This is a genomic window from Kitasatospora sp. MBT63 (assembly GCF_000710465.2).
Lineage (GTDB): Bacteria > Actinomycetota > Actinomycetes > Streptomycetales > Streptomycetaceae > Kitasatospora.
In genome coordinates this window covers 1-15,395 of record NZ_JAIZ01000734.1, presented here as the reverse complement: position 1 = coordinate 15,395, position 15,395 = coordinate 1, and the positions used below count along the sequence as shown (strand labels likewise).

The following is a 15,395-nucleotide window of genomic DNA, read 5'->3' as shown; positions in this document are numbered from 1 at the left end:
GGGCGGGTGCCCAGCAGCCCGATCGAGCCGGTGACGTACGGCAGGGTGTCGGGGAGCACGTCCTTGCCTAGCAGGGCCTTGGCGACGCCAGCGCCGAGGACTTCGGCGAGCTGCTCGACCTCGGCGCGGGCGTGGCGGGCGCCTTGGCCGACCAGGACGGCGACCTTCTCGCCGGCGTTGAGGATCTCGGCGCAGCGGGTGAGGTCGGCGTCGGAGGGCACCGGTGCGTAGTGGCCGACGCCGAGGCTGGAGGGGACCATCTTGAAGGCGTGGGCGGGCGGCTCGTAGTCGAGTTCCTGTACGTCGGCGGGGACGATGACGGCGGTGACCGTACGACTCGTGGCGGCGATCCGCATCGCTCGGTCGAGGACGTTCGGCAGCTGCTCGGGGACGGTGACCATCTCGCAGTACGCGGAGGCGACGTCCTTGTAGAGCGAAAGGAGGTCGACCTCCTGCTGGTAGGAGCCGCCCATCGCGCTGCGGTCGGTCTGGCCGACGATCGCGACCACCGGGACGTGGTCGAGCTTGGCGTCGTAGAGCCCGTTGAGCAGGTGGATCGCGCCGGGGCCGGAGGTGGCGGCGCAGACCCCGGTGCGGCCGGAGAACTTGGCGTAGCCGACGGCGGCGAAGGCGGCCATCTCCTCGTGCCGGGCCTGGACGAACTGCGGCTTGTTGTCGGCCCGTCCCCAGGCGGCGAGCAGGCCGTTGATGCCGTCGCCGGGGTAGGCGAAGACCTGCTCGACGTCCCACTGGCGCAGTCGTTCGAGGATGTAGTCCGAGACCTTCATCGTGGGCTCCGTTCACAGCGTGGGCTCTCCGGCGGGGAGGGCATCCCCGCTCGGGCGTCTCACCCGTCGGGGGCGCCCGAAACACGGGCCCGGCCGCTGTGGGTCAGCCCTGGGCGGCGAGCGCGGCCATGATCGAGGCGGCGCCGGGGGCCGGCCGGACGAGGTAGTCGCCGAGCAGCCCGGAGTGCAGCCGGCGCAGCGCCCGTACCCGCCTCCGGCCGGGCGCCCGAGGCCTCCTCGGCGAATCCCGTGTTGCGGGCGCGGCACCGGTGGCCGCCGCCTTGTGGGCCGTCAGGGCGTAGTCGGTCGCGGTGCGTTGTCAGTCCCGCCTGGGCCGGTGTGCTCCCGGCTGGGCGAGCGGCCGCGGCGTGGAGCGCGGCACCGCGCCCGGGCGCCGCCGCCCTCAGGCTGCCGCGCTCTCCGCCGCGATCATAGCGACCAGCCCGGACCGTCCGTGCTCCGCGAGCTCGCGGCGCTGGCGTTCGGCGCCGTTGCCTTCCCGCAGCAGGCGTTCGACCAGCGGGGCCACCGCCCGGGTGTCGCCCAGTTCCTCCAGGACCGGTGCGAGCTGCGCCAGCATGTCGCCGGCGAGGTCGGCGGCGGGGCGCGACAGTCCGGTCGCCGGTTCGTGCAGCATGCCGTCCATGCCGTACCGGGCGGCGTGCCAGGCGGCGCCCTCCAGGCTCTCCGGCGTCCGCGGCGGCGCGGGGCGGCCCGCGGCCGCGTCCCGCATCACGGTGACCACCAGCGCACGGACCAGTCCCGCCAGCATCACCGCCTCGTCGGCGCGCAGCTGGACGTCCATCGCGCGCAGCTCGACGGTCGGGAACCGGGCCGAGAGCCGGGCCTGCCAGTACAGCTGTCCCCGGTCGCGGATCAGGCCGGCCTCCAGCAGGTGGTCGATCCGGTGGTCGTAGTCCTGCTCGTCCGCGAAGTGCGGCGGGATCCCGCTGATCGGCCAGCGTCCGAAGACCACGGTGCGCCAGCTCGCGAAGCCGGTGTCGGAGCCGTACCACAGCGGCGAGTTGGCCGACAGTGCGGTCAGGACCGGCAGCCACGGGCGGAGCCGGTTGAGCACCTCGACGCCGGTGCGGGGGTCGGGTATCGCCACGTGCACGTGCATGCCGTTGATCAGCGCCTCGTCGGCCAGCCGGGAGACGTCGCGCCGGATGGAGTGGTAGCGCGGCGCGTCGGTGATCTCCGGGGGTGTGGTCGGCGCGTAGGGGGCCGTCCCGCTGGCCGCGAGCCGGCAGCCGGTCGCCTCGGCCGCGGCGGCCAGCGTGTGGCGCAGGCGCAGCAGGTGACCGCCGACCTCCGCGAGGTCCTGGCAGACCGGGGTCGCGATCTCGATCTGGGCCTGGAGCAGTTCGTTCTGCAGTTCCTCGTGGTGCACGGCGGGGTGCAGCCCGGCGACCTTCCGTACCGGGTCGACCCGTGGCAGGAGCAGGCCGCTGTCGGGGTCGATCAGCAGGTACTCCTCCTCGACGCCGATGGTCGGCCCCGCGCCCGTCTCCGGGTCGGCCCGGCCACCGCCCGGCGCGCCGGCGCCGGTGGCAGTGCTCATACCTCCGGGCTACCCGCCCTCCCGGCGGCCACACCTGGCCGGCGCCACCCGGACCGGACCGCCGGTCGGGTACAGGCGCCGCGGCGACGGTCCGCCGGGGGGCGCCGGGGGCACGGACGCACCGGTACGGACCGGCACCGGCCGGGTCCGGCTCAGGTCGACCAGGGCATGGCTCAGGTCGCCAGGTCGGCTCAGGTCGCCAGGTCGTAGATGCTCCTAGCCACCAGCCAGACGCCGACCGCCAGCGAGAGCGTGATCACCAGCCGGCTCTGATGGCCCTCCACCCAGGCCCGCAGCGCGTTGAGCCGGGCCTCGGCGGCCTGCGGCGCCCGGACCGCGTAAAGCTCCATCGCGATCAGACTGAGCGACGCCAGCAGGCAGTAGGCGGCCAGGGCGAGCCAGCCCACCCAGGAGGACAGGTCCGCGTCGATGACCGTCGCGGCGCCCGCGCCGACCAGCGCCCACGGCTGCAGGAGCCAGGCGAGTCCGGCGGCGCTGCCCGGCTTGGCCTGGTCGACCCGGGCGGCCCAGCGCGGCGGCCGGGGCGGACGGGGCGGCCGGCGGCGCAGGTACTCCCCGTACAGCACCAGGCCGAGCCCGATGGCGAGTTTGGCCGCGACCGCCGCGACGGAGGGCTGGCTATGGCGGGCCGGGGGCGTGCCGCCGGTCAGCAGCAGCACACAGGTGATCACTACGACGAGGTTGGCCAGCCAGGAGAGCAGGAACGCCAGTCCGTTGCGGGTCCCGCGCCCGGAGGAGAGCAGCAGGATGAACGCGCTGTTGTGCAACGGCCCCAGGGTGATGGCCGTTCCGATCACCACCAGGTCGAGGACCACCGGCGCATCCGTCCGTCCCGCGCTCAGGGCCGCTTCACGCCCGGGCGGGCGCACCGGCGGGCAGGGGCCTCGCTGACTGTTCGCGGACTGGGCCGCAGGTCCGACCCTGTGCGTTCCGGCCGGACGGGTCAAGCCAGCCACGCCCGGATCACCCGAAAAGAAGGCCCGCTCCTAGTCGGGCCGCCTGCGGGCGCCGGTTCCTCGGCGCCGACGAGCGCTCGGGTCGAACCCGAGCGGGAGGCGCCCGGTCCGGCCGACCGCCGGTGTCCGGGAGGTATCACCCGCCGGGTCCGGGGCAGGCGGGGGCGGACAGCGCGTCACGCCGGGACCGGTCCGGCGGACACCGAAACGCGAGGGAGACACGATGAGCGGCATCGAGATCTGGGACTTCCGCAGCACCTCCGGCCACGTCTCCGGCAACGATCTGGTCGGCTTCCATGTGGAGGCCACGGACGGTCCGATCGGCAAGGTCGACAGGCTGTCCGAGGAGGTCGGCGCGCGGTACCTGGTGGTGGACACCGGGCCGTGGATCTTCGGCCGGCACGTCCTGCTCCCGGCCGGCACCGTGGTGCGGGTCGAGCAGGACGAGAAGAAGGTCTACGTCGACCGCACCAAGGACGAGATCAAGGGCGGCCCGGAGTTCGAGCGGGACCGGCACGACTCGGACACCGGCTACCGCGAGCGCTACGCGGGCTACTACGGCCCGTTCTACGGCGGCCCCGTCGTCTGACCCGGCTCCGCGGGACCCGCTTTGCGGGCCGCCACCGACACCGGTGGCGGCCCGCTCCGCCGTGCGCCCGGGCCCGGGCGGCGCCGTCAGCCCACGGTGTCAGCCCCGGGTTTCGCCACCGGTCGCCAGTTCGGGCTCGAGGCCCTCGGGCAGTGGCGGTGTCCGGAGCCCGCTCTCCCGGCGCCAGGCCTCGAATGCCCAGGCGGTCGAGGCGACCAGTGCAAGGCCGAGCAGCCAGCCGCCCAGGACGGCGACGCTCCCGCCGTCCCCCGCCCGCTCCCGGCCGCGCCGCAGCACCTGCGCGACCAGCTCGGAGCCCGGGCCCGCGGTGAGCCGTTCGACGGTCAGCTCGGTGACCCGGCCGAGCCACTGGGTGTGCAGCACGGACGAGAGGCCGACCACGGCGATCGCGAACGGCACCAGCGCGAGCACCGTCCGGAAGGCGAGGGCCCGTGCGTGGCTGAAGCCGTCCGCGTAGCGGAAGCGCAGGAAGGCCTCCCGCAGCAGCCGCCACCGACCGTACGCGCGCAGCGCCGTGACGGCTTCGTCGGCGGCGAGCCCCTCCCGGTCGCCCGCCCGGCCCCGACCCCACCGGCCGACCCGGGTGGCCGTACCCATCACCGCCCCCGGCCGGTCGGGACGGGCTCGCTGTCGATCGGCTGGCTGCCGATCCCGTCGGGCCCGGGCGCCGCCGGCGCGTACACCAGCAGGGCGGCGGGACGTACGGCCAGCCGCAGGGTCCGGCCTGCGGGCAGTGACTCCCCGTCCAGCTCCCGGGGCTGGTCCCGGTCGGCGGTGAGGGTGATCCGACGCGCCCTGAAGTGTTCGAACGGCGCTGCCCCGCCGTCCGGTCCACTGCTGTCCGGTCCACCGCCGGCCCGGCTGCCGACCCGCCCGGTGACCAGCCGGAGCGCCGCCCCGGGCCAGCCGGTCACGCCGCGGGGGTGGACGAGGACGAGGTCGAGCACGCCGTCGTCCGGCCGGGCTTCGGGCAGCAGCCGGATACCGCCCTGGAGCGCACCGACGTTGCCGATCACCGCCATCGCGGCCCGGCGGTGGACCGGCGGGGCGTCGTCCAGCGTGACGGTGAGCCGCATCCGCCGGTCCCTCAGGTGCCGCAGCAGCGGCGGCAGGTAGGCCGGCCACCCGAAGCGGCGCTTGGCCCCGCGGCTGGTGCCTGCCACCGTCGCGGCGTCCAGGCCGATGCCCGCCATGGCGCTGACCACCGTGGTGGTGATGCCGTCCCCGTCGGCGAGCGCGAGGTCGATCCGGCGGGGTCCGCCCCGCAGCGCGGTGGCCAGCGCCCGCACCGGGTCGGACGGCAGACCAAGGTTGCGGGCCAGCAGGTTGCCGGTGCCGCAGGGGACGACCGCGAGCGCGGTGTCCGTACCGGCGAGGGCGTGGGCGCACGCGGTCACGGTGCCGTCGCCGCCGCAGGCCACCACCAGCGCGGCGCCCGCCTCGGCGGCGCCGGCCGCCGCTCCCCGGCCCGGGTCCTGGACGCTGGTCGGGGTGCGGGTCGGCGCCTGCCAGCCGGAGTCGGCGAGGACCCGGTCGATCCGTGCCAGCGTGGGGGCATCGGTCAGCACGGGGTTGAACACCACGACCGCCCGGCCGGCCCGTGACGGCCGGCCCGGCGCGGGCCCCTCGGCCGGGCCCGGGCCGGGCCGGAAGGCCCGCCACATGATCCACAGTGCGGCGCCTCCGTTCACCAGCCCGGCCAGTACGTCGGTCGGATGGTGCATGCCCCGGTAGAGCCGGCTGACCGCGACCACTACCGGTACCGCCCCTGCCAGGACGGCGAGCGGAAACCGCAGCGGTCCGCGCACCCACAGCACGGCGAGAACCGCGATCCCGCCGTAGAGCGCGACCGCCGCGCCGACGTGGCCGGACGGGAAGCTGGAGGAGGGCGGCGCCGCGTCGAGCCGTACCGCGGTCGGCCGGGGCCGCTCCACACACAGGGCGGCCAGCAGGAACACCGCCGCCTGGGCGGCGACCGCACCGCCGAGGAAGGCCGCCTCCCGCCACCGCCGGCCGTGGGTCTCCACCAGCAGCGCCAGTACCGCGACGCTCACGACGGCCACCACGGCCGCCGTGCTCGCCGCGGTGGAGAACCAGCCGGTGACGGTGTCGAGAACGGGGAGGCGGCTCGCGGCGAGCCGGTCGGTCACCGCGTTCTCCCCCGGACGCCACAGGTGCAGCGGCGGGTGGGTGAGCACGAAGCCGGCCAGCACCATCAGGACCGTCTGTGCGAACAGCGGCAGCGCGATCCGCCGGACCAGGTACGTTCCCCCTGTTGTCATGCGCCTCGTCTGCCCGGCCGCCGGAATTCCACCCACGGCACCGCACGACGGCCTCGAACCGCCTCCGAAGGGTGTGGGATCGGGCCGCCCGGGCAGACGCGGAGTGTCCCACCCGAAGGGACCGGCCCCGCGGAAAGGACTGTGCCGTGACCACTCCCGAGGAGCACACCCCGCAGCCCGACGACAAGTCGCGCGAGCGGTCCGCCGAGGAACGGAACGTCGTGGCGCCCACCCCGGCGGAGGTCCGGGCCAAGGCGCGGGACGGCGACGAGGACGAGGAGGCCGAGGCACCGGCGGCCGACACCCGCGCCCCGTAGCACCGAGACCTGGACCAATTTCGCAGGGGGCGGACAACGGAGGTCAGCATGATCGCCCTGGGAGTCATCCTTCTCGTCATCGGATTCGTCACCAGCATCTCCATCCTGTGGAGCATCGGCGTCGTCCTGCTCGTCATCGGCCTGATCCTGTGGATCATGGGCGCGGTGGGGCACGAGGTCGGCGGCCGCCGCCACTACTACTGAGCCGACATCACCGATCCGGCATCATCGATCCGGCACGACTGAGCCGGCCTCACCGGGCCGACTCACCACCGGGCCCCGGCCGACCGCGGCCGGGGCCCCGCCGCGGGTGCTGCGCCACCCGGTGGAACTTCGGTGCCCTGCCGCCGTGTCGGGCCACCGCCGCACCGGGCAGCGGCTCGGCTGGGGCCATGTCCGATCAGACCTCACCACTCGTCCTCGGCGAACAGCTGCTGGAGGAGTTCATCGGCGTGCAGCGCACCCAGGACCCGGCGGACGTGCCCTCGATCGCCCGGAAGTACACCGAGGCCCTCGGTATCGGCACCGCCACGGTGTACCTCGCGGACATCCAGCAGCACCAGCTCTTCCCGCTCGCCGGCGGTGCGAGCGTCCCCATCGAGGGCACCGTTCCCGGCTGGGCCTACCGGACCGGCTCCCTGCGGGTGGCCGAGGAGGGCTCCGCGCTGCTGGCCTGGTTCCCGATGGTCGACGGCGCCGAACGCCTCGGGTTGCTGGGCGTACGGGCCGCCCGGCTCGACGCCGCCGGGGTGCGCCGGTGCCGCCTGCTGGCAGCGGTCCTCGCCATGGTGATCACCTCCAAGCGGGACGCGAGCGACAGCTACGCCCGGGGTACCCGCGCCGCGACGATGAGCCTGCCGGCCGAGATGCTGCGCGCGTTCCTGCCGCCGCGGACCGTGGCCAACAGTCAGGTCATCTCGACGGCGGTGCTGGAACCCGCCTACGACCTGGGCGGCGACGCCTTCGACCACTCCCTGACCGCCGGGGTCCTGCACGCCGCCGTGCTCGACGCGATGGGGCGCGACCTGGCGTCCGGGCTGACGGCCGCCGTGGCGCTGTCCGCCTGCCGCAACGCCCGCCGCAGTGGCGCCGACCTGCCCGACCTGGTGGCCCTGATCGACGAGTCGCTGCACCGCTGGCTCCCCGACCGGTTCGCCACCGGGGTGTTCCTGCGGCTCGATCTGGCCACCGGCACCCTCCAGTGGTCCAACTGCGGACACCCGCCACCGCTGCTGATCCGGGACCAGACCGTCGTCGCCGACGTGCTGGCCGCCCCCGCGGAGCCGCCGATGGGCCTGATCGGCCTCGGCGGCGGGGCACGCGAGGTACGCACCTTCACCCTGCGCCCGGGTGACCGGCTGCTGCTCTACACCGACGGCGTCATCGAGGCCAGGGGCGCCGACGGGGACCTGTTCGGCCTGGACCGGTTCGCGGACTTCGTCATCCGTGCGACCGCGGCGGGCGAGGCCGCGCCGGAGGCGCTCCGGCGCCTCATCCACGCCCTGCTCGAGCGTCAGGACAGCACCCTCACGGACGACGCCACCATCATGATGATCGAGTGGCAGCCGACCGGGCCGCCGACCACCGGACCCGCCTGGACGCCCTGAGGCCGCTTCGGGGCCGACGCGGGGGCGGCCACGCGGTGAGCCGGCCGCTCAGCCCGACGACGGCGACCGCCAGGCCGAGCCCGGCGCCGAAGAGCATGACCGCCAGCGCGAGGACACCCAGTATCGCCATCGTCCGCACCTCCCGTGGATCGCCGCCGGGCCCTCCCCGACCGGCCGGCGCTCGCCTGCCCGGAAGTCCGCCCGTCACACCGGGGATTGTCGCGGAGCCCGGAAGGTACGGATCGTGGGCACCGACCACCCACCGGTGGACCCGCCGGGCCGGGTGCGCCACGCACGAGTTCGCGGTAGGCGTCGAAGATCGGCTGCTGATCGGGGCGGATCCGGCCGACGTACACCTCGTCGGTACCCGGCCTGCCGGTAGCCCCGGACACGCCCGCGGCCCGGCCGGTCCGGACCCGGGTGGCGGACGCGGCGGACCGGGTGTGCACGGACGGAAGGAGGGCAGCCGTACTGGAGGGGACCGAACCGGAAGGGAACGGGGACGTGAACGCTCAGGAGCCCGCGATGAAGGCCCTCGGCTGGGCCCGGACGCTGCCCGTCGCCAGCGGCGTACGGGCCGGACGGGTGTGGGCCCGCCGGCATCTCGACGAGCTCGGCTGGACCGTGTCCGCCCCCGACACCGCGGACGCGGTCGTCCTCACCGTCTCCGAACTGGTCACCAACGCCCACCTGCACGCGCGCAGCGACGCCGATCTCGTGCTCACCTGGGACGGCACCTGCCTCTACGTCAGCGTGCACGACAGCTCGGCCCAGGCGCCGCGACCGCGCGAGGCCGGCACCGACGCGACCTCCGGCCGCGGACTGGCGTTGATCGACGCGCTCTCCGACGGCTGGCGCGCCCGGACCGACCGGTCCGGCAAGACCGTCACGGTCTGCTTCCGCCCGCCCACCCGGCCGGGCGGCCCTCGGCGCGCGTGATCCGCACGGCCGGCCTCCCCGGCCCGCGGCTACGGCACCCGCGGCAGGGGCGCCGGGGTGCCGCGGCGCCTGCTGGTGTCGGCCAGTACGGCCACCAGGTCGGCGAGGGCGAGGGCGCCGGCGGGGTCGTCGGCGCGACGGGACAGCCGGCGGATCGGGCCGACCTGGTCGAGCACGATCCCGGCGCGGGCCAGCACGAAGGTGAGGGTGAGGAAGGCCGAGCGGGCGTTGCCGTCGTCGAACGGGTGGAAGAAGCAGACGTCGAGGTAGGCCCGCGCGGCCCGGGCGGCGGGCGGGAGCCGGGTGTCGTCGCCCTGGGCCAGGCAGTCCTCGAAGCGGCTACGGGTGTCCGGTGCGATGCCGTACCGTTCGCGGCCTGCCTTGGCGTAGGCCGGGCGGGTGCGGAACGGCGCGTCCCGCGAGCGGAGCAGGGTCCGCTGCCAGCCGGTGAGCAGGTCGCAGGTGAGCGGCGCTCCGGCGGCGGCGTCCGCCCGTACCCGGTCCAGGGCCTCGAGCAGGGCGTCCGCCCGTTCGGGGTCGCGGGCGTGGTCGAACGAGCGGATGTCGTGGACGGCGCCGTCGCGGGCCGGGGTGAACGGGCGGTCGCCCGCGGTGGCCCGCGTCCGCTGCCAGGGGACCGTCTCGCGGACGGCGAGCCAGGTCTGCAGGTGGTCGGGCACCGCTCAGGCCCCGTCGGCCTCGGCGTCGGCCTCGGCGTCGGCGTCGGCCTCGCCGAGCGCGTGCGCGAGGCGCTGCGCGACGTCGTCCAGCAGGTCGGGTTCGGGGCCGGTCCAGCTCTCGAACCGTCCGCCGATCGCCTCCGCCACCAGGGCCTGCGCCTCGCCCGCGGGGACGCCCCAGCGGGTGAGGAACCAGGTGAGCGCCTGCTCGCAGTGCCCGTACCAGGCGTCTCCGGCGCCGGTGCGGTCCACGACCTGGGTGACCAGGTGGACGGCGGCGCGCTCCCACACCTGCTGCCGGTCCTCGGCCGGGACGGTGTCGAGCCGGTAGCGGTCGAAGTGCCCCGCCAGCTCCTCCAGCCAGGTGCGCCACTCGCACAGGGCCGTCGCGACCCTGGTGAGGGTCGCGTCCGGGGTGGTGATCGAATCCCGTGGGCAGCACCAACCGCCCACCGGTCCGCCGCCGATGTCGCCCTCGTCGTGGGCCCACCGCCAGCCGAGTGCCCAGTCGCCGAAGTGGTCGGCGAGGGCTTCGGTCATGGTGTCCGTCCAGGCCCGTCCCTCGCCGTGGGACCAGCGGATCACGGCGCCGTCGGCGGCGGCTCCGGCCGGCCGGACGGGCACCGCGCGGGCGGGCCCGAGCGCGGCGACCACTGCGCGGGCCGACGGGCCGTCGAAGGGGTGACTGCGGGGGTCGACCTCGGCCCAGGTGAGGTCGTGGGGGGCTCGTTGGTACGGCATCGGCCGAGTGTTTCACGGTGGGCCGCGACACCCTCAAGGGTTTTCGGACGGGTCCGGGCGCCGGCCGTGGGCGGTGCGGTCCGGACCGATTGCCCGGTTCGCCCGGCCCGCCCGGCTGCCGGGTGCGGTTTCGGGGCCCGAAACCTCCTGATCATGCCCGAGTCCTGCCCGGATCGCTCGCGGCGGAGCCGCCCGGTGGTGCGCCGGACCGGCCTGACCTCAATCTCTTGAGGATTACCTGAGCTTTCACCAATTCGCTTTCCGGGGCCGTTCTGCCCGAACGGTCAAAAGCACTCCCGGGAAAGGGAATTCGCCGCCGGATCGCATTTACAGCGGCGGGTGGACCGACCTAGAGTCCGTGATGCGAATTGTCGTGCCCACGCACGAAGGAAACGAACTCCCGTGAGCAATCTGCTGGTCAGGCGTGCCCCGCGCGCCGAAAGTCCCGCCATGCCGGATGACGAGGTCGAACTCGCCGAGCCCCCGGTGATGGGCGAGCCCGCCGGAATGGATTTCGGCTCCGCGCTGATGTACCTGCCGATGGGTCTCGGTGCGGGCGCGATGGTGCTGATGTTCTCCGTGCGTTCCGCCGGCGCGACCACCTACATGATGTCCGGAATGATGGGCGTCGCGATGGTGAGTATGACGCTCACCCAGCTCGGGCGCTCCGGCGGTGAGCGGCGCCGCCGCACCCGGGCCGAACGGCGCGACTACCTCCGGTACCTGGCGCAGAAACGGCGGCAGGCCCGGACCGCGGCCGACCGGCAGCGCGCCGCCCTGCTGTGGGACAACCCCGAGCCCGGCGAGCTGTGGGCGCTGGCCCGCGGCCCGCGACTGTGGGAGCGGCGGCCCAGCCACGAGGACTTCGGGCAGGTCCGGATCGGACTCGGACTGCGCCGCGCGGCCCTGGAGTTCGTCCCGCCGCAGACCAAGCCGGTGGAGGACCTGGAGCCGCTGTCGGCGGTGTCCCTGCGGCGGTTCACCAAGGCCCACCAGACCGTGCGACGGCTGCCCGTCCCGCTGGCGCTGCGCCGCTTCACCAGCGTGGAGCTGGCCGGGGACGGCGAACCCGCGCTCGACCTGCTGCGCGCCGTGGTGGCCCAACTGGCGGTGCTGCACTCGCCGGACGAGCTGAAGATCGCGCTGCTCGCCGACGAGGCGGGCCGCGCGGAGTGGGACTGGCTCAAGTGGCTGCCGCACACCGCGCACCCGGCGCAGCAGGACGCGGCCGGCCCCGTCCGGCTGGCCGCCGGTGACCACGACGAGCTGATGGAACTGCTCGGTGCGGACCTCGCGGACCGGCCGGACCACGATCCGGCGGCGGGCCCGAGCATCGCCGAGCCGTTCGTGGTCGTCGTCGCCCAGGGCGTCCGGCTGCCGGAGTCCTCCCGGCTGCTCCACGGCGGCCTGCGCAACCTGGTGCTGCTGGACGCCACGGGGGCGATGACCGGCGGGCCCAAGGTGCTGCGGCTGAGCGTGCACGGCCGGCAGGTGGAGATCCCCTCCGGCGCCGACACCATCTCCGCGACCGCGGACGCCCTGCTGCCCGCCGAGGCCGAGACCCTGGCGCGCACGCTCGCGCCGAGGCGCACCGGCGGCGCCGTCGACCTGCTCGACCGCCCGCTGGACCAGGACCTGGAGCTGACCACGCTGCTGGGCATCCGGGACCCGCACCGCTTCGACGTGCCGACGCTGTGGGGTCCGCGGCAGGCGCAGTCCGCCCGGCTGCGGGTGCCGCTCGGGGTGACCGAGGAGGGCGAGGTGGTGGAGCTGGACCTGAAGGAGTCCGCGCAGGGCGGCATGGGGCCGCACGGCCTGCTGATCGGGGCCACCGGGTCCGGGAAGAGCGAGCTGCTGCGCACCCTGGTGCTCGGCCTGGTCGCCACCCACTCCTCCGAGGTGCTCAACCTGGTGCTGGTGGACTTCAAGGGCGGCGCGACCTTCCTCAACCTCGACCGGCTGCCGCACACCTCCGCCGTGATCACCAACCTCGCCGACGAGATCCACCTGGTCGACCGGATGCGGGACTCCATCAACGGCGAGCTGATCCGCCGCCAGGAGCTGCTGCGGGAGTCCGGCCACTCCTCGCTGTTCGAGTACGAGAAGGCGCGGGCCGCGGGAGCCGGGCTGACCCCGCTGCCCTCACTGCTGATCATCGTCGACGAGTTCTCCGAACTCCTGTCCAGCAAGCCCGAGTTCATCGACCTGTTCGTCTCGATCGGACGGCTGGGCCGCAGCCTCGGGGTGCACCTGCTGCTCGCCTCGCAGCGGCTCGACGAGAGCCGGATCCACAAGGTGGAGGGCCACCTGTCCTACCGGCTCGCGCTGCGCACCTTCTCCTCGATGGAGTCCCGCAGCGTGATCGGTGTCGCGGGCGCGTACGAGCTGCCGTCGGCGCCCGGGCACGGCTACCTCAAGGTGGACACCACCAACCTGGTGCGGTTCAAGGCCGCGTACGTGTCCGGGCCGGCGCCCGAGCCGGTGGGCCCGGACGAGGAGCCGGAGCTCGCCTCCCGGGTCCGCGACGAGGTGACCGCGTTCGGCCTCGACCGGCAGGGCCCGGTGCTGTCCGACCCGCCGGACCCGGCCGGGGAGGCCCTGCGGCCCGGTCCGCGCACCGGCGCCGCGGGCGGGGAGCCGGGGGCGGCCGGGGAGTCGTCCGGCAGCGGGAGCCTGCTGGAGGTGCTGGTCGGGCGGCTGGAGGACAGCGGCCCGCCGGCCCGTCAGGTCTGGCTGCCGCCGCTGACCGAACCGCCCAGCCTGGACCAGCTGCTGCCGGGTATCGTGCCCGACCCGGTGCGCGGCATGAGCGCCGCCGACCATCCGGGCGTGGGGCGCCTCACCGTCCCGCTCGGCACGGTGGACCGGCCGTTCGAGCAGTCCCGCGAGCTGCTGGTGGCCGACCTGTCCGGGGCCGACGGCCACCTGGGCCTGGTCGGGGCGCCGCAGACCGGCAAGTCCACCCTGCTGCGCACCCTGGTCCTGTCGCTGGCGCTCACCCACACGCCGGAGGAGGTCCAGTTCTACTGCCTGGACTTCGGCGGCGGCGGGCTGGTGTCGATCGCCGGCCTCCCGCACGTCGGGTCGGTCGCCACCCGGCTGGAACGCGACCGGGTGCTGCGCACCATCGCCGAGCTGACCCAGCTCCTGGAGCGCCGGGAGCGGGAGTTCACCGAACGCGGCCTGGAGTCGATGGCGGCGTACCGGCGGCTGCGCGAGCGGCGCGAGGTGGACGACCCGTACGGCGACGTCTTCCTGGTGGTGGACGGCTGGTTCACCCTGCGCCAGGACTTCGACGACCTGGAGCCGCGGGTGATGGAACTCGCGGTGCGCGGCCTGTCGTTCGGCATCCACCTGGTCGCCTCGGCCGTGCGCTGGTCGGAGATCCGGCCGCGGCTGCGGGACATGCTGGGCACCAAGTTCGAACTGCGGCTCGGTGACGCGCTGGAGTCCGAGGTGGGCAGCCGGATCGCCGCGGCCGTCCCGCACCAGCCGGGCCGTGGTCTGACACCGTCCGGCTACCACTTCCTGGCCGCGCTGCCGCGACTGGACAGCGACGCGGGAACCGCCGACCTCACCGAGGCGACCAAGGCCGCGGTCGCCGAGATCGGCACCTTCTGGACCGGCCCCGGCGCCCCCGGCGTCCGGCTGCTGCCGAGCCGGCTGCCGGTCGAGCAACTCCCGCCCGCCGAAGGCGACCTGCGGATCTGCCTGGGCCTGGACGAACAGCGTCTGGAGCCGGTCTGGCACGACTTCTCGGCCACCGGGCACCTGATGGTGTTCGGCGACGACGAGACCGGCAAGACCAATGCCCTGCGCCTGGCGATCCGGGCCATCACCGACCGGTACACCCCCGAGCAGGCGCGGATCGCGCTGGCCGACCCCGGGCGCGGCCTGCTGGCCATGGTCCCGGAGGAGTACCGGGTCGGCTACGTGGTCGACCGGGAGTCGCTCGGGCAGCTCGCCGCCAACACCGTGGTCTCGCTCGGCCGGCGGGTCCCCGGCCCCGACATCACCCCCGAGCGGCTCGCCCGGCGCGACTGGTGGAGCGGGCCGCTGCTCTTCCTGGTCGTCGACGACTACGACCTGCTGGCCGCGTCCGCGGGCCAGAGCGCGCCGCTAGCCCCGCTGGTGCCGCTGCTGCCGCACGGCCGCGCGATCGGCCTGCACCTGGTCATCGCCCGCAGTACCTCCGGCGCCATGCGCGCCATGATGGATCCGGTGCTGCGGCCCCTGTGGGAGCTCGGCAATCCGGCCCTGCTGCTCTCCTACCCCAAGGAGGAGGGCAAGTTCCTCGGCGAGGCGAAGCCGCGCACGCTGCCCGCCGGACGCGCCCAACTCGTCACCCGCCGGTCCGTCCGGCTCGTGCAGACCGGATTGGTGACCGCCCCGTGACCCCCGCACCCCGCACCGCACCCCTGCGCGAACCGTTCGCCGTCCCGGAGGTCTGCCGGATCACCGTGGCGGGTCCGGCCGGCCGCAGCGACCTCGCGATCCCCGTCACCCTGACCGTCTCCGCGCTGCAGGCCCTGCTGCTGGACGCCCTGCCCGGCTCCGCCCCCGGAGCCGGCTCCGCCTGGGTGCTGCAGCGGCTGGGCGAGGACCCGTTCGACCCGGCCGGTACCGCGCAGAGCCTGGGCCTGCGCGACGGCGACGTGCTGCACCTGCGGCCCGCCGAAGCCGCCCTGCCCGCCCTGCAGTTCGACGACCTCGCCGACGGGGTCGCGCAGGTGGTCTCCGACCGGCCCGGCCGCTGGCAGCCGCGCTCCACCCGGCTGATGGCGCTGGCCCTGGCCGCCCTGGCCCTGCTCGCCCTGGCGGCGGCCCTGCTCGGCCGCGGTCCCGGTCCGGCCACCGCGGCGGCCGCGGGAGCCGTCGCGGTGCTCCTGG

At 74.9% G+C, this 15,395-nt stretch carries 14 protein-coding genes; 7 read left to right on the top strand and 7 right to left on the bottom strand.

Going from position 1 to position 15,395, the window contains the following annotated elements; all coding sequences use genetic code 11:
- From AA75_RS46575 to AA75_RS38025, 3 genes are all read right to left on the bottom strand, one after another.
- The coding region (locus AA75_RS46575) for a thiamine pyrophosphate-binding protein (RefSeq protein WP_255369541.1) at positions 1-788 on the bottom strand (788 nt) is incomplete at its 3' end.
- A gap of 403 nt (positions 789-1,191) precedes the next feature.
- Positions 1,192-2,352, bottom strand: coding sequence for a glutamate--cysteine ligase (locus AA75_RS38030; RefSeq protein WP_082527141.1), 1,161 nt, complete (start codon positions 2,350-2,352; stop codon positions 1,192-1,194).
- A 191-nt stretch (positions 2,353-2,543) separates the two neighbouring features.
- The gene (locus tag AA75_RS38025; protein WP_033825005.1) at positions 2,544-3,188 is read right to left on the bottom strand and encodes a GAP family protein; all 645 of its coding nucleotides are present in this window, start codon (positions 3,186-3,188) and stop codon (positions 2,544-2,546) included.
- A 364-nt stretch (positions 3,189-3,552) separates the two neighbouring features.
- On the opposite strand from AA75_RS38025, the gene AA75_RS38020 reads away from it, so the two are divergent.
- Entirely contained in the window at positions 3,553-3,918 is a 366-nt protein-coding gene (locus AA75_RS38020) for a PRC-barrel domain-containing protein (protein ID WP_033825004.1), read from the top strand.
- A 99-nt stretch (positions 3,919-4,017) separates the two neighbouring features.
- Here AA75_RS38020 and AA75_RS38015 read toward each other — a convergent pair whose 3' ends face one another.
- Entirely contained in the window at positions 4,018-4,536 is a 519-nt protein-coding gene (locus AA75_RS38015) for a hypothetical protein (protein WP_051814123.1), read from the bottom strand.
- Positions 4,536-6,221, bottom strand: a complete 1,686-nt coding sequence (locus AA75_RS38010; protein WP_051814122.1) for a diacylglycerol kinase family protein — start codon at positions 6,219-6,221, stop codon at positions 4,536-4,538. Before AA75_RS38010 ends, AA75_RS38015 begins: the two co-directional genes overlap by 1 nt.
- 146 nt (positions 6,222-6,367) lie before the next feature.
- On the opposite strand from AA75_RS38010, the gene AA75_RS50315 reads away from it, so the two are divergent.
- The 4 genes from AA75_RS50315 to AA75_RS38000 all read left to right on the top strand — a co-directional run bounded on the left by AA75_RS50315 (position 6,368) and on the right by AA75_RS38000 (position 9,084).
- The gene (locus AA75_RS50315; RefSeq protein ID WP_158515638.1) at positions 6,368-6,538 is read left to right on the top strand and encodes a hypothetical protein; all 171 of its coding nucleotides are present in this window, start codon (positions 6,368-6,370) and stop codon (positions 6,536-6,538) included.
- Positions 6,539-6,586: 48 nt separating this feature from the next.
- Positions 6,587-6,742, top strand: a complete 156-nt coding sequence (locus AA75_RS51210) for a DUF6131 family protein (protein WP_199520513.1) — start codon at positions 6,587-6,589, stop codon at positions 6,740-6,742.
- A 188-nt stretch (positions 6,743-6,930) separates the two neighbouring features.
- Complete coding sequence (locus tag AA75_RS38005; RefSeq protein ID WP_033825003.1) at positions 6,931-8,145, top strand: PP2C family protein-serine/threonine phosphatase; 1,215 nt, start codon at positions 6,931-6,933, stop codon at positions 8,143-8,145.
- A gap of 504 nt (positions 8,146-8,649) precedes the next feature.
- The gene (locus AA75_RS38000; RefSeq protein WP_368666632.1) at positions 8,650-9,084 is read left to right on the top strand and encodes an ATP-binding protein; all 435 of its coding nucleotides are present in this window, start codon (positions 8,650-8,652) and stop codon (positions 9,082-9,084) included.
- 29 nt (positions 9,085-9,113) lie between these two features.
- Here the strand turns inward: AA75_RS38000 and AA75_RS52940 are convergent, their stop codons facing one another.
- Positions 9,114-9,764 carry a Fic family protein gene (locus AA75_RS52940; protein WP_082527140.1) on the bottom strand — a complete coding sequence of 217 codons (651 nt, stop codon included), beginning with the start codon at positions 9,762-9,764 and terminating at the stop codon, positions 9,114-9,116.
- A 3-nt stretch (positions 9,765-9,767) separates the two neighbouring features.
- Positions 9,768-10,505 carry a hypothetical protein gene (locus AA75_RS52935; protein ID WP_082527139.1) on the bottom strand — a complete coding sequence of 246 codons (738 nt, stop codon included), beginning with the start codon at positions 10,503-10,505 and terminating at the stop codon, positions 9,768-9,770.
- 450 nt (positions 10,506-10,955) lie between these two features.
- On the opposite strand from AA75_RS52935, the gene eccCa reads away from it, so the two are divergent.
- Both eccCa and AA75_RS37985 read left to right on the top strand, forming a co-directional pair.
- Complete coding sequence (eccCa, locus tag AA75_RS37990) at positions 10,956-14,900, top strand: type VII secretion protein EccCa (RefSeq protein WP_082527144.1); 3,945 nt, start codon at positions 10,956-10,958, stop codon at positions 14,898-14,900.
- A partial coding sequence (locus AA75_RS37985; RefSeq protein WP_033825000.1) for an EsaB/YukD family protein occupies positions 14,897-15,395 on the top strand: 499 nt, incomplete at its 3' end. The genes eccCa and AA75_RS37985, both read left to right, overlap by 4 nt.